Raw genomic sequence first — 19,443 nt, forward strand, 5'->3', positions numbered from 1 at the left:
AAGAAAAACCGCCCAAGGGTGCGGACGGTTTGTGTGAGACATTAGAATATGTAATGTAGCGGAACGTTACCTGTTTTTGAGTGCATCGCGGATTTCCATGAGCAATTTTTCTTCGTTGCTCGGTGCCGGTGGCGCCGCTGGAGCTTCCTCCTCTTTTCTGCGCATGCTGTTCACGCCTTTGACGAGCAAGAAAATCACGAACGCGATCACGATGAACCCGATCACGGCGCCGAGGAATTTCCCGTAAAGGATTCCCCCATCGGTCTTGAGTTGCTCGATGTTTTCGAGTTGTGCAGCCTTGAGTGCTGGCGTCAGCAAGGCAGGCGTGATCACGTCTTCTACCAACGACGTTACGATTTTTCCGAACGCCGCGCCGATGATTACACCGACAGCCAAATCCATGACGTTGCCTTTGGCGACAAACTCCTTAAATTCTGACATCATTCCCATAATTAATAGTGTTAGATTAGAAATTGGTTATTAACAGTTGGTCTAATGTAGTTAAAATTTTTAATAAAACCCATTATTCCCTGTAAAAAACGCGCTTCACGCGCTGCGAAATGCTGGTGAGTATTTCGTAGGGAATCGTTTCGAGTTTTTGCGCCATCTGAATTACCGTCGGGTTTTCGCCAAAGATGATGACGGCATCGCCTTCTTTGCATTTGATCTCCGAGACGTCTACCATCAGCATGTCCATACAAACGCTGCCCAAAATAGGCGCTTTCTTACCGTTGATCACCACATGGCCGTTGCCGTTGCCCCAATGCCGCGAAATACCGTCGGCATAGCCAATCGGGACCGTGGCCACTTTGGTAGGCGCCGTTGCCATAAAACGTCGGCCGTAGCCCACGCTGTCGCCCGCCGGAATGGTACGCAATTGCGAAATAATCGACTTGAGCGTTCCCACGTTTTCCAAAAACTTTTGTTCGTCGGCATCGTTGGATATCCCATACAGCCCGATCCCGAGCCGAACCATGTCGTACTGCGCCTGCGGAAAATTCTCGATGCCCGATGTGTTTAAGATGTGGCGTATCGGCTTGATTTTGAGTTCGGTCATCAGCCTTTCGGACAACCTGTCGAAAAGCGCAATCTGCGACAACGCAAAATCTCGGTGGTTCAAATCGTCGCTCGTAGCCATGTGCGACAATATGCTTTTGACCTGTACCGCCGGATGCGCGCGCAGGATAAAAATCAGTTCCTCGAGTTGTTTTTCTTCGAATCCCAAGCGGTGCATGCCGGTGTCGAGTTTGAGGTGAATCGGGTAGCCTTCAAGTTTCTTTTGCTCGGCCACGCGCAAAAAAGCGTTAAGCCCTTTGATACTGTAGATCTCGGGTTCCAACCGGTGTTGGATGATGGCCGTAAAACTCGTGGTCTCGGGGTTGAGTACCATGATGGGTAAGGTAATGCCCGCGTTTTTGAGCGCAATGCCTTCGTCGGCAAATGCCACACCCAAATAATCGGTTTTGTGGTGCTCGAGCAGCTTGGCGATTTCGAATCCGCCGTTGCCATAGCCGAAAGCTTTGACCATGACCATGAGTTTGGTCTTGGCGTCGAGCTTCGAGCGGTAATAATTCAGGTTGTGGCTGATGGCGTTGAGGTTGATTTCGAGCACGGTTTCATGCGTCTTTTCTTCGAGCAGCGCGACCACTTCTTCAAATTTAAAATCACGCGCGCCCTTGACCAATATGGTTTCGTTGCCAAACGACAGCGTGTCGATGGCGGCCATCAAATCCTTGGTCGACGCAAACGCCGTACAGTTCAGGAATTTGTTCTTGAACTTAGAAATCGTTTCGCCCACCACAATCATGCGGTTGATTTTGTTCGAGATGACAAGCTCCGAAACCTGGCTGTACAATTCGTCGTTGGACAATCCGCTTTGGAAGATGTCCGACAAGATCAGCGTTTTCTTTTTGTAGTGTTTTTGGTTTTCCAGAAAATCGAGCGCAATCTTCAAGGATTGAAAATCAGACGAATAACTGTCGTCTATAATCATCGAATTGTTGATCCCGTTCTTGACCTTGAGCCGCATTTCTACCGGAAACAGCAAGCTCATGCGGTTTTCGATCACGGTCGGCTCGTAGCCAAAATGAAGCATCACCATCATGCACTGGATGGCGTTCTCGACCGAAGCATCGTCCTGGAACGGCACCTTGATTTCGAATTCATCGGCGCCAAGCCGCACTTTGAGTTGGGTTTTGTCGACTACCAATTTTTTGGTGATCAACACATCGGCCTCGTCGTGCTTGCAACTCCATGTAAACGTCTTGACCGATGGATTCAAAAACGCGTCAATTGTCTTGTTTTTGTGGCAAATCAGCACTTCGGCGTGTGCAAAAAGTTTGAGTTTTTGTTTGATTTTTTCGCCAATGTTCGCAAATCCTTCGTCGTGTGCCGATCCAATATTGGTCAGCAGCCCGATCGTGGGACGGATGATGCGTTCGAGCTTTTCCATTTCGCCCGTCGTCGAAATCCCTGCCTCAAAAATCCCGAGGTTGTGTTTTTGGTTGATCGACATCACGCTGAGCGGTACGCCCACCTGCGAGTTGTAACTTTTGGGGCTGCGGATGATGTTGTAGTCGGGGCCGAGCAAAAAATTGAGCCATTCCTTGACAATCGTCTTGCCGTTGCTGCCCGTGATGCCGATGATCGGAAAGTGAAACTGGTTCCTATAGAACGCCGCAAATTGCTGCAAGGCCGTAAGCGTATTGTCGACGACCAAAAAATTGGCCTGTCCGCGCACCTCGTCGGGAATACGCGTCACGACAAAATTCACCACGCCCGTATCGATCAATTCGCCGATGTAGTCGTGTGCGTCGTTGTTGGGCCCGGCCAAGGCAAAAAATAAGGTGCTTATGCCGTTTTGGAGCGATCGGCTGTCGATCGAAATGTGGTCGATGGCCATTTCGTCTGATTCTCCAAGCCATTGCGCCTGGATGACCGGAATGATATGTTTGAGTAACAAAGGCAAATTAATCTTGTTTTGGGTCTGGATTGACAGGGATTTCATGCGCCGATTGGCTCCACATGGCGTTAAAGTAGGCCGCGCGGCTCAGCGGCTCGTATTCTTCGGTTTCGCCAAGCAAAACCAAGCTGTCGTTGTCGGCCTTGCGGAAACTGTAGTTGGCCAGGTTGCCCGTTCGCGTACACACGGCGTGCACCTTGGTCACATATTCGGCCGTGGCCATCAGTGCGGGCATCGGTCCAAAAGGATTGCCCTTGAAGTCCATGTCGAGCCCGGCCACGATCACGCGGATGCCTTGGTTGGCCAGGTCGTTGCACACGGCCACGATCTCGTCGTCAAAAAACTGGGCTTCGTCAATCCCCACCACTTGGCAGCCCTGCGCCAGAATACGGATGTTGGCCGCGGCAGGAACAGGCGTCGACCGGATTTCGTTCGAATCATGCGAAACCACCATTTCGTCGTGGTAGCGCGTATCGATCGCAGGCTTGAAGATTTCGACTTTTTGTTTGGCGAATTGGGCGCGTTTGAGCCGTCGGATCAATTCTTCGGTCTTTCCCGAAAACATCGAACCGCAGATCACTTCTATCCAACCAAATTGTTCTTTATGATTTACCGTATTTTCGAGAAACATTTTGTAATTTTCAACCTGAAAACAGGAATGTTTTATTATGTTTGGGCCAAGTAAAAATTTGCTATTTTTACATCGTTTCAAATGTAGAAAATTTTTCCAAATACGGCGACTTCGCCGCAGGAATAACAAAAAATTAAAGTTGCACCAAACCTATTCGAACCGCTAATTCCATGGTCATGAAAAAGAAACTCGAAGCCGAATTGATGAGCATCGCGCACCGGATTCTCAAAATGAAAAACAAATCCGATTTGGTCGAGCTCCAGCAAGAAACCCAACGCCTGTACGAGAAATTGTCGGTGCTTCGGTTTGTAGAGGATCATTTTGCGGGTTCGCAGCCAACGATCGGGCAAATCGAGGAGCAACTTGACGCGCAAGTTTCAAACGACGCCGTGGTCGAAGCACCCGAAGTTGCGGCGATAGTAGAACCATCGGTGGAACCCGAAAAACAAGAAGCCCTTGGCGAAATCATTTCGGGCGTAAGTGAAAACGCATCCAAACAAGAAGTCGAAGACGAACCTGTCGTAGCGGTCGAACCTGAAACAACCGAAGTCGAACCTGAAACAATCGAAGAAGAAGTCGCGCCCGTAGCCGAACTCGAGTCGCCCGAAGAGCAAGTCGCGCCGGTCGAAGCCGAAGCCACCGCAGAACCCGCACCCGAGCAAGCCGAAGAACCCGCTGCCAACGAAAAAGCAGAAGACGTTTTCAAACCCGCATTCGAATGGGCATTCGACGCGAAGAACGAAGAAAAAGAACCGACACCCGTAGAAGCCAAAATCACCCCGGCGCAAATCTCGTTCGACGATTTGCTCGGACAGGACTATGTAGATCCGGTTTTTGTCAAGCCAGAGGAAGTCGAAACCCCGACGCAAACCCCGTCCGAAGAAGACCAGCGTGCCGCCGAGCTTGCCGAATCGAACCGCCGTTTGGCCGAGTTGCGCGACGCGACCAAAGATGTCATCCAGCCGCGCGAACTCAAGCCCGAGATCAAACCCGACGTGATTCCGATCTCGCGCAATTTCAACGATACGGCCAATGTGATTTCGCTCAACAAGGAAACGCTCAACGAGCGCGTGTCCAAGGGCATCACCATTGGGCTCAACGACAGGATCGCTTTTATGAAGCATTTGTTCAACAATTCGAGCGAAGATTACAACCGCGTGTTGTCGCAACTCATCACGATCGATACCATCGACGAGGCGCGCAATTTTATCGAAAACATGGTCAAACCCGATTACAACAATTGGGATGGCAAGGACGAGTACGAGCAGCGCTTCATGGAGATCATCGAGAAGAAATTCGCGTGATCAAAAATATAGATTGCACAACGGGCCACGAAGTTTTCGTGGCTTTTCAATTTTTGGGAGGAAATGGTTTTCTTCGCAAGAAATACAGTTTTTCTGCAGCAAAGGCATTTTAAAAAACCGTATTTTGCTGTCGTGGAGGGGGCGGGGGATGTGTAGGTTTACCCCACAAAAACAAAAAATTATTTCGATACAGATAATCTGTACATTTTGTTAAAGTTCAGTCGACGCAAACCGACGAACGCAACACAAATATTAAATCATGGGCAAACTTTACATCGTCCCGACACCCATCGGCAACCTCGAAGACATGACCTTTCGCGCCATCCGCGTGCTCAAGGAAGCCGATCTGATCCTGGCCGAGGACACGCGCACCAGCGGCAAATTGCTCAAGCATTTCGACATCGCCACGCACATGTACAGCCACCACATGCACAACGAGCACAAAACCGTCGAGAGTTTGATCGCGCGGCTTAAGGCGGGCGAAACCATTGCGCTGATTTCCGATGCGGGAACGCCCGCGATTTCCGACCCTGGATTTTTGCTCACGCGCGCCTGCGTCGAAAACGGCATCACAGTCGATTGTTTGCCCGGCGCCACGGCGTTTGTCCCGGCGCTCGTCAACTCGGGGTTGCCCAACGACCGTTTTGTGTTCGAGGGGTTTTTGCCCGAAAAGAAAGGACGTCAAACGCGTTTTTTATCGCTCGCCGAAGAAAGCCGCACGATGATTTTTTATGTCTCGCCACACAAACTCGTCAAGACCTTGGCCGAATTTGTGCAGTATTTTGGCGCCGAACGGCCAGTTTCGGTCTCGCGCGAATTGTCCAAGTTACACGAACAAACGGTGCGCGGAACCGCCGAAGAAGTATTGAAGCATTTTGAAAAAAACGCGCCAAAAGGCGAGATTGTGGTGGTCGTGGGTGGGAGAACAGACAGGAAAGAGCCAAGAACCAAGAGCCAAGAGTAAAAAGGCGGGATTGATTTTTGGGCGTTCCGGCGGCAAGACGCTTTTCGCGCGGTACACCATCCCGGGCCGCCGTCGCGCTTTCCGCTTTATCTTTTATGGCTTCGCTGCGCTTTGCCACAAAAGGATGCCGCTGCAATCGCTAACGCAAACGAATCAGACTTCCAAATCCACGAAAGCAAAAGATTTTCCGCTAAACAATCCCTTGTCCGACAACTTCAAATCGGGAATCACGAGCAATGCCATAAACGACAACGTCATGAACGGTGCTTTGAGCGGGCTGCCCAACGCTTTGGCCATCGCATCGATTTCCTGGTACAAACGTCCGGTTTCCCATCCGTCCTTATCCGAAATGATTCCCGCAACGGGCAACCCCAACACCTTCGACTGGTCGCCGTCTACGGCACAAACACCGCCGCGGTGCTCGACGATCAAATTCACGGCTTTGCAAATCTCCTCGTCCGAGGTGCCCACCACCACAATATTGTGGCAATCGTGCGCCACCGAACTCGCGATCGCGCCGCGCTTCAAACCAAAGTTTTTGATGAAGGCAATCGCCGGTTTTTCGTTGCGGTAGCGATTCACCACGGCCATCTTGAGTACGTCGTTTGCCGTGTCGGAAACCAAATTCCCGTTGTCGGTTTTTGCGGGACAATGGATTTCGTTGGTGATCAGTTGGCCTTCGAACGCTTCGATTACACGAATCTTGGAAGCGGAACTCTTAATCGCAAAATCGCCAACATCCTTTTTTGAAATGTTGAAATTGTTCGGCGTTTCAAATGCCACCGGTTCCACGAAGGACTTTCCATTTTCGGCCACCAATTCACCGCCAATGTACGTCTGCAAAACCTTAAAATCTTTGAGGTCTTCGACCAAAATAAAATCGGCCGCATCATGCTCGCGAAGCAAACCGACGGTCATGTTGTAATGCTTGACCGGATTCACGCAGGCGGCCTGCAATACCTTGAACACATCGATCCCTTTGGCCACGGCCCGCGCGCACAATTGGTTGATGTGGCCCACGATCAAATCGTCGGGGTGTTTGTCGTCTGAGCAAAACATCATGTTTTCGAAATGTTCGGGCAGCAAATCGATCAACGCGTCAAAATTCTTGGCGGCGCTGCCTTCGCGGACAATGACTTTCATGCCAAGTGCTAACTTCTCGGCGGCTTCGTCATGGGTAAAACATTCGTGGTCGGTCGAAATACCGGCACCAATATATTTTTTCAAGTCTTCGCCGCGAAGCCCGGGCGCGTGCCCGTCGATCGGTTTTGCCGCAAGTTTCGCGTATTCGATTTTTTTCAATACCTCGGCATCGTCAAAAATGACCCCGGGATAGTTCATCATTTCGGCCAGATAGAAAATATCGGGCGAAGCCAATAAATCCCTGATGCCGTTCGCGTCGATGACCGCGCCTGCCGTTTCAAACGACGTGGCCGGAACGCAAGACGGCGCGCCAAAGTGAAACTTGAGCGGGACTTTTTTGCCGTTTTCGATCATGTAAAAAACGCCTTCCGAGCCCAACACATTGGCAATTTCGTGCGGATCCGAAATCGTGGCGACGGTGCCGTGAACCACCGCCAACCGTGCAAATTCCGAAGGCACCAGCATCGAACTTTCGATGTGGATGTGCGCATCGACAAAACCGGGTAAGATGTATAGTTTTTCTGTATGGTTTTTTTCGACGATTGATTTAATTTTACCGTTTTCGACGGTCACTTCGCCCGAAAAAATACGGCGGTTCACCAGGTCGACAATTTGCCCGAGAATTTGCATGTTGCTTGCTTTTGTGGCTACAAGAAACGAAAAATCTGCCCGCTTTTTCGCTACATTTGGAAAAAGATTTTCACCCGATTATACACCATACAAATTGTTGTCTATGCGCTGGACCTTCAAACCAAAACCCGATCAGGGTATCGTCAAACATCTTCAGGAAACACTCAATCTCGACCCCATCGCGGCATCGCTGCTCGCGCAACGGGGCGTAGAAAATTACGAAGAAGCAAGGCTTTTCTTCAAGCCAACGCTCGACGATTTGCACGATCCGTTTCTCATGAAAGACATGGACAAGGCAGTTGGCAGGATAGCGCGGGCCATCGAAAACCAGGAACGCATCCTGGTGTTTGGCGACTATGATGTAGACGGTACGACAGCCGTGGCGCTGATGTCGTCCTACCTCAAAACGCTGACACCGCACGTAGATGCCTATATTCCGGACCGCTATAACGAAGGTTATGGCGTATCGTACCAAGGTATCGACTATGCCGACGACAACGGGTGCGCACTGATCGTCGCGCTCGACTGTGGCGTCAAATCGGTCGATCATGTGGCTTATGCCAGCGCAAAAAATATCGACTTTGTCATTTGCGACCACCATTTGCCCGGCGAAACGTTACCCGATGCCGTGGCGGTACTCGATCCGAAACGAAGCGATTGCGATTATCCGTACGACGAGTTGTGCGGGTGTGGCATCGGATTCAAATTGATCCAGGCTTTGGGTCGAAACCGTGGGCAAAACGCGGGCGATTTGACCGAATACCTCGATTTGGTGGCTACGGCCATCGCCGCCGATATCGTCCCGATAACGGGCGAAAACCGCATCCTGGCCAAATTCGGACTCGACGTGATCAATACTGCTCCAAGGCCAGGGATCAAGGCGCTGGTGGGTTCGGTGAAAAAAAAGCAGCTCGACATCACCGATGTGGTCTTTGTCGTGGCCCCACGGATCAACGCCGCCGGACGCATCAAACACGGCGACCATGCGGTGAAATTGCTGACCGAATTCGACATCGAACAGGCGCAGCAAGTGGCCAAGGATATCGAACAATACAACGTCGACCGCAAGGATTTGGACAAACAAATCACCCAGCAGGCGCTCGCGCAAATCGAGCGGCATGCCGAGCAAGATCGGTATACGACGGTGGTGTTCCAAAAAGACTGGCACAAAGGCGTGATCGGGATCGTGGCGTCGCGGCTCATAGAAACCTATTACCGGCCCACGTTGGTGTTTACGCAAAGCGGCGACAAGTATGCGGCGTCGGCGCGGTCGGTCAAGGATTTTGACGTATACAACGCGTTGCAGGCCTGCGCCGAGCACCTCGAACAGTTTGGCGGGCACATGTATGCGGCCGGCATGACACTCAAACCAGAAAACTACACAAGTTTTAAGCAAGCATTTGAGCGCGTGGTTAAGGAAACCATGCCCGAGCATTTGCGAACACCCGAAGTTTTGATCGATGCCGAAATTGCGTTCGACCAGATTACCCCCAAATTGATCCGGATCCTAAAGCAGTTCGAGCCTTTCGGGCCGCAAAACATGACGCCGGTGTTCGTCAGTTCGGGGTTGATTGATACGGGCTACGCCAAAACGCTCGGCAAGGACAACGAGCATTTGCGTTTGTTTGTCAGGCAAGCCGATTCGCAAGGCGTTGCGGCCATCGGGTTTGGGCTCGGCGACAAAATGGCGCTGGTAAAAAATCAAAAACCGTTCGAGGCCGCGTTTTGTATAGACGAAAACGAATGGAACGGCACAGTGACCACGCAGCTGCGGTTGAAAGACTTGCGTTGATGCGGCGCGTGGGCCCCGAAGCATCGCAAGCTGCCGCGTAGCGCGAGTCCGACTGCGACGTTGTGTCGGATAGTTCGCGGATGTCGATTGCCGGCGCGTCCAAAAAATTTAACAAATACTTATTTAGAATCGATATAAATAAATCGCTACATTTGTCTCAAACCAATACCCATGAAGCAAATCGAGCAATTGTACGTGAATGACACCGGAATGGCGTTTTTTTGGCGCGAGCAAGAACGCGTAATATCGGGGAAGGTGCAATTGGTTTTCAAGGAAACGGGTTTTTATTTCACGATAGACGAGTTGGATCGGTTTCTAACGCTGATCGCCGACGCGTGCCGCCGCAACCATGCTTGTGAAAGTTGCGCGATGAAAAACAAATGCCACAAATTTTTACTCAAGACACCCGTCAAACAAATTGATTTGGCCGTGTCGATGCACGAATTGGAAGGCATTAAAGATTTGGTCGAGGGCGCGCTGTTTAAAGCCCAATTGCACGATTACCTGTTTGGATTGGGGCGCAATTAACGCTCAAATTTTTTGAGTTCGAAAGTTTGCCCGTCGAATACGCCGTAGGTAAAATAGCCGATCCAATCGCCAAGGTTCACATATTCTGAATCGGGACCCACCGAAATCTTCATCGGCAGGTGACGGTGCCCAAAAATAAAATAATTGTAGTGTTTGGTTTCGAGCTTGCGCTTGGCGTATTGCACGAGCCATTCTTTGTCTTCGCCCAAGAATTTAACGTCGGCATCGCCCGAAATTAACTTGTTCTTGACCGACAGGTGTTGCGCGAGCCGTACGCCGATATCGGGATGAAGCCAACGGTACAACCATTTTGAAAACGGGTGGACAAATACCTTTTTCATGCGTTTGTATCCCTTGTCGCCGGGGCCTTTGCCGTCGCCATGGCCAATCAAGAACGTTTTGCCGTTGAACTCGTATTCCTGGTTGTCGTGAAACACCGGAATGTTGAGTTCCTTGGCGAAATAGTCGGTCATCCACAAATCATGGTTGCCCACAAAAAAATAAATCGGGATGCCCGAATCGCGAATCTCGGCCAGTTTGCCCAAAACACGAACAAATCCGCGCGGTACGACCGTCTTGTACTCGAACCAAAAATCGAACAAATCGCCCAAAAGAAAAATCGCTGCTGCATCGCCCTTGACTTCGTCGAGCCATGCCACGAACTTTTGCTCGCGCGGAAAACTCTCCTCGGCTGTGGGCGCGCCCAAGTGTTGGTCGGAGGCGAAATAGATTTTCTTGTCGGTCAGTTGCATGTTACAAATTGTCGCTGGCGTACCATTCGGCGTAGGACGTTTCGGTTTCCTGCAAACGCAACGAGTGCAGGGCAATCGAATTGGGGAGTCGGTTTATGATTTTTTTTGCAAAGTCGACGACCATGTTTTCGCTGGTAGGCTGGTAGTCGACCAAAATCACATGGTGGCCGCGTTGCTTGAGTTCTTTGGCCAGTTCTACGTGCGGTGTGGTTTGGTTGAACACGGTGGCGTGGTCGAACAAATCGACGATTTCTTCCTTGACGATGGTCTTGAGGTCCGAAAAGTCGATCACCATCCCGAACTTGACGTTGTCGCGATCGGTAATGGGCGTCCCGATGACCGTCACCGAGAGCTTGTAGCTGTGCCCGTGCACGTTCTTGCATTTGCCGTCGTAACCAAAGAGCGCATGCCCGGTTTCGAAACTGAACTGTTTGGTGATCCTGATCTTGGTCATCGTCTTTACTTTAGGCCGCGGCCGTTGCGCAGCAAAGGTAGTGTTTTTTGCGCGCGAACAAAAAAAAGGCCACCCGAAGGCAGCCTTGATAAAATATAGTAATCTGTAATTATGGGTTTTCTTGGAACGCCTGCGACTCGTTCGGGTAGGCCGAGCGCGCATTGATGGCCTGGTTGTTCGCATCGACCACCATGGCTACAAAACTCATGTTTTCGGCGTTGCTGACATCGGCAGGAACCGGTACCGAAAAACTGGTCGTAACGGTTTGGTCAAAATTGGTGCCGCTGATTGGGTTGCCCAGTACATGCGTCAAAGACGCGCGCAAAACGTGGTTGTGTTCAAAGTCGAGCACGCGGTGTACACCGTTGTAATACGTCGAATAATTCACTTGCGGATAAACCAAATGGTCTTCGAGCACGTAAACGACCAATTTGAGGTTCGAGAAATTTTGGGCAAACTTGACGTTGACATCGAGCTCGATGTTGTTGTCCGAAACCGTCGATGTCATGGCAATACCAAGCCCGCAGTTGTTGCTCGTCAAATTGAGCACATCCTGTGTATTGGTGTCTGGATCGAGCCAGTTGATGATGCGGTTCAGGCGCGCCTGCGGCAATTCGAGGTCGTGGTCTGGCGAAATCAGGTTCTTGAGCGGCATATAGTCGTCAAAATGGTACGGATCGTTGCCGTTGTGGATGGCCACGACTACGGCGCGATCGGTTGCGTCGAGTACGCGTTCTATGCCATACGAAACCCTGGTACAGTTGCCACACCAAGTACCGGTGTAGTCCTCGACAAGGACATTTTTCTCAAATTGGCCCGAAACAGGGGGCGCGTCGGGGGCAGAATTGACCGGAATTTCGGCATAATAGTGGTTGGTGTCGTTACACGAAACCGCGCATCCTACAATGGCGAAGAATCCGAAAAAACGTAAAAATTTCATAGCGTAATAGTGTCGGTTGTAGCTTGCAAATAACGCAAAAAAAATTTTATTTTCACCCATTAAATTCATTTATTTGCACACCTAACACAACGAATTATGAAAATTTTCCATGTATTGTTGCTTTTTGTGGGGTTTTCGGCCCTCGCGCAAAAGGAACTCCCGAATCTAAAGCTCAACTCGCTCGAAGGCCATACGCTTTCGCTTAAAAACGACTTCACCGAACAAGACAAAATCTATATTTTTTCGTTCTGGGCCACGTGGTGTACGCCATGCATCCAGGAGTTGGACGAACTCAACAGCCTGCAGGACGAATGGAAGAAGGACGTCAATTTTGAAATCGTCGCCGTTTCTACCGACGATGCCCGTACGCAAAAACGCGTCAAGCCGCTCATCAACGGCAAGGGCTGGGAGTACAATGTGTTGCTCGACACCAACCAGGATTTCAAGCGTGCGTTGTCTATCGTCAACATTCCGTACACCATTGTCGTCAAAAACCAGAAAATCGTCCACATCCAAAACGGATATGTTCCGGGCAGCGAAAACGAGTTGCTTGCGAAACTGAAAACCCTCTAGCATGAAGAAAATCGCTTGCCTCATTTCGCTTTGTGCGATGGCTGTTTCTGCGCAAGAAAAAACCAATCCTTTTTCCGTCTTTGGCGGACTCGAATCGAACTCTACCTGGTACATGAACGACCCTGGGCTCAATGTGGTACATCCCGACCCGGCCATCCGTTCGAACAACTACCTGTTCGTCAACGGCAAATACAAAGGCTGGACGGCCGGAATCCAGGTCGAATCCTACGAAGACAAGGCGCTTTTGAACTACAACCCGCGTTACATCGATACCGACGTGGCCACTTACTATGTGCAGTATAAGAACGACATGATCGACATCACGGCCGGTTATTTCTATGAGCAATTTGGCAGCGGATTGCTGTTGCGCAGCTGGGAAGACCGCCAACTGGGCATCAACAATGCCTTGCGCGGAGGCCGCATCGTTTTTACACCTTGGAACTGGCTCCAGATTAAAGGTCTTTACGGACGTCAGCGCACCGGGTTTACCGTGGCCGATTCGGATATTTACGGAACCGATCTGGAATTAGGACTCGGCGATATTTTTGGCTTCACGACTACAGAATTGTCGATTGGCGGCAGTTACGTAGGGCGCGACCAAAAGGTATTGACGATCCCAGACCCGAATTTCCGCGACCGCACCGATGCCTATGCCGCGCGCATCAATTTTGGACACGGCGGATTCTATGCCTCGGGTGAGTACGATTACAAATCGGACGATGCGGTGGTCGAAAAACAAGACCAGGTGCGCAACAATTTTGTCAAGCCGGGCCAGGCGTTGCTCGTCAACATGGGCTACACCAAGAAAGGTTTTGGCATCGACGGTACGTTCCGACGTTTGGAAAACATGAGTTTCTATTCTGAAAGGGAAGCGGCTAAAAATGCGTTCAACGACCGCATCATCAACTACATTCCAGGTCTTACCAAGCAACAGCATTACAACCTGGCCAACATCTACGTTTACCAAGCCCAACCAGGTGTTGCGATGCCCGATTACACCGTGCTCAAGGCAGGTGAGATCGGCGGACAGGTCGATATTTTCTACAATTTCAAAAAAGGCAGCAAACTCGGGGGCAAGCACGGTACCAAGATTGCGCTCAACTATTCCGAATGGCATGCATTGTCAGGCGATTATTATTTGCCCGCCAAAGACTACAACGTCGATTTCCTTGCGTTCGGCAAAAAATACTTCTCGGAATACAATGTCGAGATCGACAAGCGCTGGACCGACCGTTGGCATACGATGTTCGCCTACATTCACCAGTACAACAACCTTAAATTGGTGCAGGAAACCTACGACATTGTCAACGCCGACATCGTCGCGGCCGAAACAACGATCAAGTTCGGTAAAAGCCGTTCGATCCGCGTCGTGGGCGAGCACATCTGGGCCGATGCCGACAAAAAGAACTGGGCCGCCGGAACCGTCGAATTCAACGTCAATCCGAAACTTTCGTTTTACACCAACGACATGTGGAATTACGGCAACGACGACCCCGATGCGCGCAACCATTACTACAATTTCGGGACGGCGTTCCGCTACAAATCGATCCGCGCGGCACTCAATTACGGTCGCCAACGCGGCGGATTGGTCTGTGTAGGAGGGGTTTGCAGATTCGTGCCCGAAAGTTCTGGATTATCTTTGTCGGTTAACGCGGCGTTTTAAAATTAATTTATATATTTGCCGAGCCAATGGGGATGTAGCTCAGTTGGCTAGAGCGTTTGGCTGGCAGCCAAAAGGTCGTGGGTTCGAGCCCCATCTTCTCCACAGAAATTATTCTGAAATTTCTCAAAACCCTTGAAATCGTATGATTTTGAGGGTTTTTTGTTTGAACCCACATAAGATTCGGCGTTATCCGATCTGCAGTTGCTATCTTTTCAACGAAAAATGCGACTTGAAACGCTGGGGCAATCCGTACCTGTCGCTATAAAACAATTCGAACCAATAGTCGGTCGCAGGCAGCGGTTTTCCATTGTAGGTGCCATCCCAGCCCGTTTCATCCGACGGTTTCAACGACTTGATCAGTTTGCCATAACGATCGAACAAATAGATTTTGGCATCGCGCTGGTCAGACAATCCACCAATATTCCAAACATCGTTGTAGCCATCGCCGTTGGGGGTAAAGAAGCGCGGATAGTCAAGCAGGAATACTTCGAGCGTTTGGCTCGCGCATCCGTTAAGATCGGTCACCACAATGGTATGCCATCCCGCATCGACATTAAAAAATTGGTTGTTTTGTTGTGTCCATTGGCCATCCAATTCAAATTCGTAAGCGCCCGTTCCGCCGCTCACCACAAAGGTAATGGTGGCGTTGTGGTCAAAGTCGGTGCCGGTGAGGGCCGTTGCGACAAAACCCGTCACCGATGAGACCTGGGCCTGTGCTTGCGCCGTACATCCAGTGAGCAAATTTGTCGCGATCACGCGATACACACCAGGCAATACCGCCAGGTGTGAACTTCCGCTTGTAGCCAGCGGTTGGTCGTCCCACGTCCAACTGAAAGAATATCCAGTAACGTTGAGTCCCGTATCGAGCAATGCCGGATTGACTACACCGCCGTTCGCGTCCAAACAAATGGCCGCATCGTTCAGCACGGGCTGCGGTAACGCGTGTAACGTAACGGCCAACGTCGTGGTGGTTGCGCATTGCCCTGTATTCGGCGTAAAAGTGTAAATGTCAGAAACTGTATTGTCGATCACGGTCGGCGACCAGTTTCCGCTGATCCCGTTCGGCGATGTGGATGCCAATGTCGGAACGGTATCGCCCGTACAGATCGCGAGTGTCGTCGTAAAGTCTGGCGTTATGGCGCTACCGACGGTCACGGTCAAAGTCGTGGTCGTTGCGCACTGTCCCGCATCCGGGGTAAAGGTATATATGTCCGATGTAGTGTTGTCGATCACCGATGGGCTCCAACTTCCGTTGATCCCGTTCGGCGACGTGTTGCCCAATGTCGGTACGGCATCGCCCGCACAGATCGCGAGTGTCGTCGCAAAGTCCGGCGTTATGGCGCTACCGACGGTCACGGTCAATGTCGTGGTGGTTGCGCACTGTCCCGCATCCGGGGTAAAGGTATATATGTCCGATGTGGTGTTGTCGATTACGGTCGGCGACCAACTTCCGGTAATCCCGTTCGGCGAAGTGGATGCCAATGTCGGCACGGCATCTCCCGCGCAGATCACGAGTGTCGTCGCAAAATCCGGCGTTATCGCGCTTCCGACGGTCACGGTCAATGTCGTGGTTGTGGCGCACTGTCCCGCATTTGGTGTAAAGGTATACGTGTCCGATGTAGTGTTGTCGATGGACGATGGGCTCCAACTTCCGTTGATCCCGTTGGGCGATGTGGATGCCAAGGTCGGAACGACGTCGCCTGCACAGATCGCGAGTGTCGTCGCAAAGTCCGGTGTTATCGCGCTTCCGATGGTCATAGTCAATGTCGTGGTGGTTGCGCATTGCCCTGCATTCGGGGTAAAGGTATACGTGTCGGATGCGGTGTTGTCGATTACTGTCGGCGACCAACTTCCGTTGATCCCGTTCGGCGAGGTGGATGCCAATGTCGGTACGACGTCGCCCGCGCAGATCGCCAGTGTCGTCGTAAAGTCCGGTGTTATCGCGCTTCCGACGGTCACAGTCAATGTCGTGGTGGTTGCACATTGCCCTGCATCCGGCGTGAAGATGTACGTGTCAGATGTGGTGTTGTCGATCACGGTCGGCGACCAGTTTCCGCTGATCCCGTTCGGCGATGTGGATGCCAATGTCGGCACAGTGTCGCCCGTACAGATCGCGAGTGTCGTCGCAAAGTCCGGCGTTATGGCGCTTCCTACGGTCACGGTCAATGTCGTGGTGGTTGCGCAATGCCCTGCATTCGGTGTAAAGATGTACGTGTCCGATATGGTGTTGTCGATTGTCGTTGGCGACCAAGTTCCGCTGACACCGTTGGGCGACGTGGCGTCGAGCGAAGGAGGCGTTTCTCCGCCGCAAATCGTGAGCAACGCGTGAAAGTCTGGGGTAATGGCCGATTGAACGGTTACAGCAAGGGTTACCGAGGTGGCACATTGTCCTGCGTTCGGCGTGAATGTGTAGGTATCCGATGTGGTGTTGTCGATGACCGGCGGACTCCAACTTCCCGTCACGCCGTTGGGTGACGTCGTGTCCAGCAGGGGCGCCGTATCGCCATTACAAAGCGACAATGTTGTGGCAAAATCAGGAATGATCGGCGGATTGACCTCGAGTTGCGCGGCATTACTCACCGAATTGGTCGTAGGCGACGTGATCGCGCAATAATACTGGCTTTCGTTCAAAGAAGCGGGTGTCGGGTTGATCGTGAGCGTGGCGGTTTGCGCACCCGTAAACGGCGCGGTGTTGGGCACATTGACCCATAGGCCCGAGGCGTCGACCATTTTCCATTGGTAGGTATAGGTGCTTGGGTTGGCCAACGACACGTTGAACACTACCGCATTCGTATCGCAAATGACTTGGCTTACCGGACTGGTCACCGTTGGCGGATTGTTGACCGGCACGTTGTGGATGTTGATGTTGGCGCAGCTCTCGGTCGTATTCGTATTCCAGTCGGACGGGTTAAATACCGGATTGGGCGCCACGGCATTGAGGTTTCTGATGACCGAATAGCCGACGTTGACCGGCGCGTGCACATTGTCGATCATCGTGCCGCCGTTCCACAACTGGAATTCGTCGTTCGAATTGAATCCGGTGCCATAATGCAGGTCTTCTTCGACGGCCATCCCGCAAGGCGTGGTGCCGGTTCCGATGCCAATCAGGTAGATTTCGCCGGGTTGGATGGTGCCCGACAGGTTGATGGTGTAAAAGGTCGGTCCGCCCACATCGCCATAGCGTCGGATAAAGTAGCCCGCGAGGTTGACAGGATTGGCCGTTCCGTTGTAGATCTCGATGAGTCCGCCATCGCCGGCCTGCGCATCGTAAAGTTCCGAAATGTAGATGTCCGAAGTATAGGTGGCCGTGGCCGTCGATAGCAGTTTGGTGAAAGTGGCCGCGCCAAAAGCCTCGCAACCGTTGGTGGTTACGCTCACCGCTCCCGAGGCATTGCCTGCCGGGACATAGGCTTTGATGACAGTGTCTGAAACCACTGTAAAACTGGCCGCGGGGATGCCGTTAAAGTGCACGGCGCTCGTACCGCTTCCGGCCAAAAATCCGCTGCCGGTAATGGTGACCAGGGTGTTTTGCGGTCCCGATGCAGGTAGGATCGTGGCTATGGTCGCGCCTGTACAGGTCGAGGTTACGGTGCCGTAAAGTGTAAAATCGTCGAGCCTGAACGTGCCGTTGCCCGTGCCTCCCGTCAACGAGAGTGCGACGGTAATTGTTCCCGTCAACCCCGAGACCGTATTGGCCACAGGCGTATTTCCAAGCGCGGCGCCGGTCACGTCGGTAGTGCCGTTGCCCGCCGCGATGCCGTTGATGGTCATGCTCCAGTTTTGTGGGCCGAGGTTGCTGCGCATACGCCAAAAGTCAAACGAAGCGATGTCGACTTGAAAATTGGCTGCAACGTTAAAAGTGAGTGTGATGGTCGCATCGGCATTGCCCGTCCAACGGATGGCTTCGCCCGTCGATCCCGCCGTACTGGTCCATACGTTTGAACTGTTGCTCCACGACGCGCCCGACAGGTGCGATTCGAGCGTGACGGGAGCCACCGTGTACGGATGGCCGGCAATGGCCGTCGTGCCAAAGTTATGGACATAAATCTGCGCATTTGCCCCGACAAACGGCAGGAAGGCCATCGTCAAAAACAAAAAAAGAATCCAGTGATGGGGCAAATGCGAGGGGTAATTTTTAAGCGACATTCCAAGTGATTTAGCTGGACAAAATTAACGCATCACCCCAATCGGGACTTCCGGAAACCGTTTATTAAATGGTTAATAAACAATAATTTAATCTTTAGTTTTGTGTTAACTCGGGCCAAATATTCGCAATAGCGTACTGGCTTTTATCGGTTTAGGTAGACCCAGCCGGTTTTGGTTTCGCCCATAGACGTTTCGATCACGTAGTAATAGGTTGCATCGGGCAGTTCGTTGCCGTTGTCCGACTGTCCTTGCCACTCGTTGGTATAGTTGCGTTTGCCGAACACCTTGGTGCCGTAACGGTTAAAGATTTGCAGCTGTGTGACGCCCATACCCGTCAAATCAAACGCATCGTTTTGTTGGTCGCCGTTGGGCGAAATTCCTTTCGGGATGGTACAAAAAGTGCCGTACACCACTGCGTTTTCGGTAACTGTACAACCACCTGGTTGCGTGACCGAAACTTGAAAAGTGAGCGGATACGTTTCGGATCCGTCCAGCAGACGCGATACGTTGAGCAACGCTTCATTTCCTACCACCTGACCGTCCCAAAGCCACGTGAAATCAAGACCACCCGTATTGATGCCCACGGCTTCGAGGTGAAAATCCGTTCCAAGACAATATTGGTTTACGGTAAAGACGATTTCAGAAACCGTCACGTTAAGGGTCACGGGCGTTGCGCATTGCCCGAAATTCGGCATAAAGACATAACTTCCGCTCGCGGTATTGCTGATTACAGATGGGTTCCATGTTCCGGTGATGCCGTTGGGCGAAGTCGTGTTCAATACCGGCGCGGTCGTTCCGGTGCAAAGTGAAAGCGCGGTCGCAAAATCGGGGATGATGCTAGACGATACGGTCACGTTCAGGGTTACTGGCGTTGCGCATTGCCCTGCATTCGGCGTAAAGACGTAGCTTCCGCTCGCGGTATTGTTGATTGCTGATGGATTCCACGTTCCGGTGATGCCGT

At 51.6% G+C, this 19,443-nt stretch carries 15 protein-coding genes and 1 tRNA gene; 7 read left to right on the forward strand and 9 right to left on the reverse strand.

Annotation, left to right across the window (positions count from 1 at the left end; translation table 11 throughout):
* Positions 1–66 precede the first annotated feature (66 nt).
* The 3 genes from mscL to BLP55_RS08795 all read right to left on the reverse strand — a co-directional run bounded on the left by mscL (position 67) and on the right by BLP55_RS08795 (position 3,593).
* The gene (mscL, locus tag BLP55_RS08785; RefSeq protein ID WP_091142120.1) at positions 67–450 is read right to left on the reverse strand and encodes a large-conductance mechanosensitive channel protein MscL; all 384 of its coding nucleotides are present in this window, start codon (positions 448–450) and stop codon (positions 67–69) included.
* Between the two features lie 73 nt (positions 451–523).
* Positions 524–3,007: a bifunctional UDP-N-acetylmuramoyl-tripeptide:D-alanyl-D-alanine ligase/alanine racemase gene (locus tag BLP55_RS08790; protein ID WP_244503444.1), complete on the reverse strand. Its 2,484-nt coding sequence runs from the start codon at positions 3,005–3,007 to the stop codon at positions 524–526.
* Positions 2,970–3,593 carry a thymidine kinase gene (locus BLP55_RS08795; protein ID WP_091142123.1) on the reverse strand — a complete coding sequence of 208 codons (624 nt, stop codon included), beginning with the start codon at positions 3,591–3,593 and terminating at the stop codon, positions 2,970–2,972. The genes BLP55_RS08790 and BLP55_RS08795 overlap by 38 nt, the downstream gene beginning before the upstream one ends.
* A gap of 176 nt (positions 3,594–3,769) precedes the next feature.
* On the opposite strand from BLP55_RS08795, the gene BLP55_RS08800 reads away from it, so the two are divergent.
* On the forward strand, positions 3,770–4,897 hold the full coding sequence (locus BLP55_RS08800) for a hypothetical protein (RefSeq protein ID WP_091142224.1): 1,128 nt from the start codon (positions 3,770–3,772) through the stop codon (positions 4,895–4,897).
* A 259-nt stretch (positions 4,898–5,156) separates the two neighbouring features.
* Entirely contained in the window at positions 5,157–5,861 is a 705-nt protein-coding gene (gene rsmI, locus BLP55_RS08805) for a 16S rRNA (cytidine(1402)-2'-O)-methyltransferase (RefSeq protein ID WP_091142127.1), read from the forward strand.
* 153 nt (positions 5,862–6,014) lie between these two features.
* On the opposite strand, the gene ade is transcribed toward rsmI, so the two are convergent.
* Positions 6,015–7,634: an adenine deaminase gene (gene ade / locus BLP55_RS08810; RefSeq protein ID WP_091142131.1), complete on the reverse strand. Its 1,620-nt coding sequence runs from the start codon at positions 7,632–7,634 to the stop codon at positions 6,015–6,017.
* 103 nt (positions 7,635–7,737) lie between these two features.
* On the opposite strand from ade, the gene recJ reads away from it, so the two are divergent.
* Both recJ and BLP55_RS08820 read left to right on the forward strand, forming a co-directional pair.
* The gene (gene recJ, locus BLP55_RS08815) at positions 7,738–9,426 is read left to right on the forward strand and encodes a single-stranded-DNA-specific exonuclease RecJ (RefSeq protein WP_091142227.1); all 1,689 of its coding nucleotides are present in this window, start codon (positions 7,738–7,740) and stop codon (positions 9,424–9,426) included.
* A 171-nt stretch (positions 9,427–9,597) separates the two neighbouring features.
* Positions 9,598–9,954 (forward strand): hypothetical protein, encoded by a 357-nt coding sequence (locus BLP55_RS08820; protein ID WP_091142135.1) that lies wholly within the window; start codon positions 9,598–9,600, stop codon positions 9,952–9,954.
* Here BLP55_RS08820 and BLP55_RS08825 read toward each other — a convergent pair.
* From BLP55_RS08825 to BLP55_RS08835, 3 genes are all read right to left on the reverse strand, one after another.
* The gene (locus BLP55_RS08825) at positions 9,951–10,706 is read right to left on the reverse strand and encodes a UDP-2,3-diacylglucosamine diphosphatase (protein WP_091142139.1); all 756 of its coding nucleotides are present in this window, start codon (positions 10,704–10,706) and stop codon (positions 9,951–9,953) included. The two genes, BLP55_RS08820 and BLP55_RS08825, sit on opposite strands and share 4 nt — an antisense overlap.
* Before the next feature lies 1 nt (position 10,707).
* Positions 10,708–11,160: a 6-pyruvoyl trahydropterin synthase family protein gene (locus BLP55_RS08830; protein ID WP_091142143.1), complete on the reverse strand. Its 453-nt coding sequence runs from the start codon at positions 11,158–11,160 to the stop codon at positions 10,708–10,710.
* A gap of 109 nt (positions 11,161–11,269) precedes the next feature.
* The gene (locus BLP55_RS08835; protein ID WP_170826824.1) at positions 11,270–12,100 is read right to left on the reverse strand and encodes an Omp28-related outer membrane protein; all 831 of its coding nucleotides are present in this window, start codon (positions 12,098–12,100) and stop codon (positions 11,270–11,272) included.
* A gap of 96 nt (positions 12,101–12,196) precedes the next feature.
* On the opposite strand from BLP55_RS08835, the gene BLP55_RS08840 reads away from it, so the two are divergent.
* The 3 genes from BLP55_RS08840 to BLP55_RS08850 all read left to right on the forward strand — a co-directional run bounded on the left by BLP55_RS08840 (position 12,197) and on the right by BLP55_RS08850 (position 14,438).
* Positions 12,197–12,673 carry a TlpA family protein disulfide reductase gene (locus BLP55_RS08840; RefSeq protein WP_091142150.1) on the forward strand — a complete coding sequence of 159 codons (477 nt, stop codon included), beginning with the start codon at positions 12,197–12,199 and terminating at the stop codon, positions 12,671–12,673.
* 1 nt (position 12,674) lies between these two features.
* On the forward strand, positions 12,675–14,336 hold the full coding sequence (locus BLP55_RS08845; RefSeq protein ID WP_091142154.1) for a DUF6029 family protein: 1,662 nt from the start codon (positions 12,675–12,677) through the stop codon (positions 14,334–14,336).
* 28 nt (positions 14,337–14,364) lie between these two features.
* A tRNA-Ala gene (locus tag BLP55_RS08850) sits at positions 14,365–14,438 on the forward strand.
* Positions 14,439–14,540: 102 nt separating this feature from the next.
* On the opposite strand, the gene BLP55_RS08855 is transcribed toward BLP55_RS08850, so the two are convergent.
* Together BLP55_RS08855 and BLP55_RS08860 are read right to left on the reverse strand one after the other, a co-directional pair.
* The gene (locus BLP55_RS08855; protein WP_091142157.1) at positions 14,541–18,482 is read right to left on the reverse strand and encodes a T9SS type B sorting domain-containing protein; all 3,942 of its coding nucleotides are present in this window, start codon (positions 18,480–18,482) and stop codon (positions 14,541–14,543) included.
* A 143-nt stretch (positions 18,483–18,625) separates the two neighbouring features.
* Positions 18,626–19,443: T9SS type B sorting domain-containing protein (locus tag BLP55_RS08860; protein WP_139149634.1), on the reverse strand; the 818-nt coding region annotated here is incomplete at its 5' end.

It is taken from the genome of Flavobacterium caeni, assembly GCF_900101895.1.
Classification (GTDB): Bacteria; Bacteroidota; Bacteroidia; order Flavobacteriales; family Flavobacteriaceae; genus Flavobacterium; species Flavobacterium caeni.

Bases quoted from the DNA above. Each gene is read 5' to 3' on its own strand.
- mscL (WP_091142120.1), bottom strand. From the start codon at position 450: ATGGGAATGATGTCAGAATTTAAGGAGTTTGTCGCCAAAGGCAACGTC.
- BLP55_RS08840 (WP_091142150.1), top strand. From the start codon at position 12,197: ATGAAAATTTTCCATGTATTGTTGCTTTTTGTGGGGTTTTCGGCCCTC.
- recJ (WP_091142227.1), top strand. From the start codon at position 7,738: ATGCGCTGGACCTTCAAACCAAAACCCGATCAGGGTATCGTCAAACAT.
- BLP55_RS08790 (WP_244503444.1), bottom strand. From the start codon at position 3,007: ATGAAATCCCTGTCAATCCAGACCCAAAACAAGATTAATTTGCCTTTG.
- BLP55_RS08820 (WP_091142135.1), top strand. From the start codon at position 9,598: ATGAAGCAAATCGAGCAATTGTACGTGAATGACACCGGAATGGCGTTT.
- BLP55_RS08835 (WP_170826824.1), bottom strand. From the start codon at position 12,100: ATGAAATTTTTACGTTTTTTCGGATTCTTCGCCATTGTAGGATGCGCG.
- BLP55_RS08845 (WP_091142154.1), top strand. From the start codon at position 12,675: ATGAAGAAAATCGCTTGCCTCATTTCGCTTTGTGCGATGGCTGTTTCT.
- BLP55_RS08855 (WP_091142157.1), bottom strand. From the start codon at position 18,482: ATGTCGCTTAAAAATTACCCCTCGCATTTGCCCCATCACTGGATTCTT.
- ade (WP_091142131.1), bottom strand. From the start codon at position 7,634: ATGCAAATTCTCGGGCAAATTGTCGACCTGGTGAACCGCCGTATTTTT.
- BLP55_RS08825 (WP_091142139.1), bottom strand. From the start codon at position 10,706: ATGCAACTGACCGACAAGAAAATCTATTTCGCCTCCGACCAACACTTG.
- BLP55_RS08795 (WP_091142123.1), bottom strand. From the start codon at position 3,593: ATGTTTCTCGAAAATACGGTAAATCATAAAGAACAATTTGGTTGGATA.
- BLP55_RS08800 (WP_091142224.1), top strand. From the start codon at position 3,770: ATGAAAAAGAAACTCGAAGCCGAATTGATGAGCATCGCGCACCGGATT.
- rsmI (WP_091142127.1), top strand. From the start codon at position 5,157: ATGGGCAAACTTTACATCGTCCCGACACCCATCGGCAACCTCGAAGAC.
- BLP55_RS08830 (WP_091142143.1), bottom strand. From the start codon at position 11,160: ATGACCAAGATCAGGATCACCAAACAGTTCAGTTTCGAAACCGGGCAT.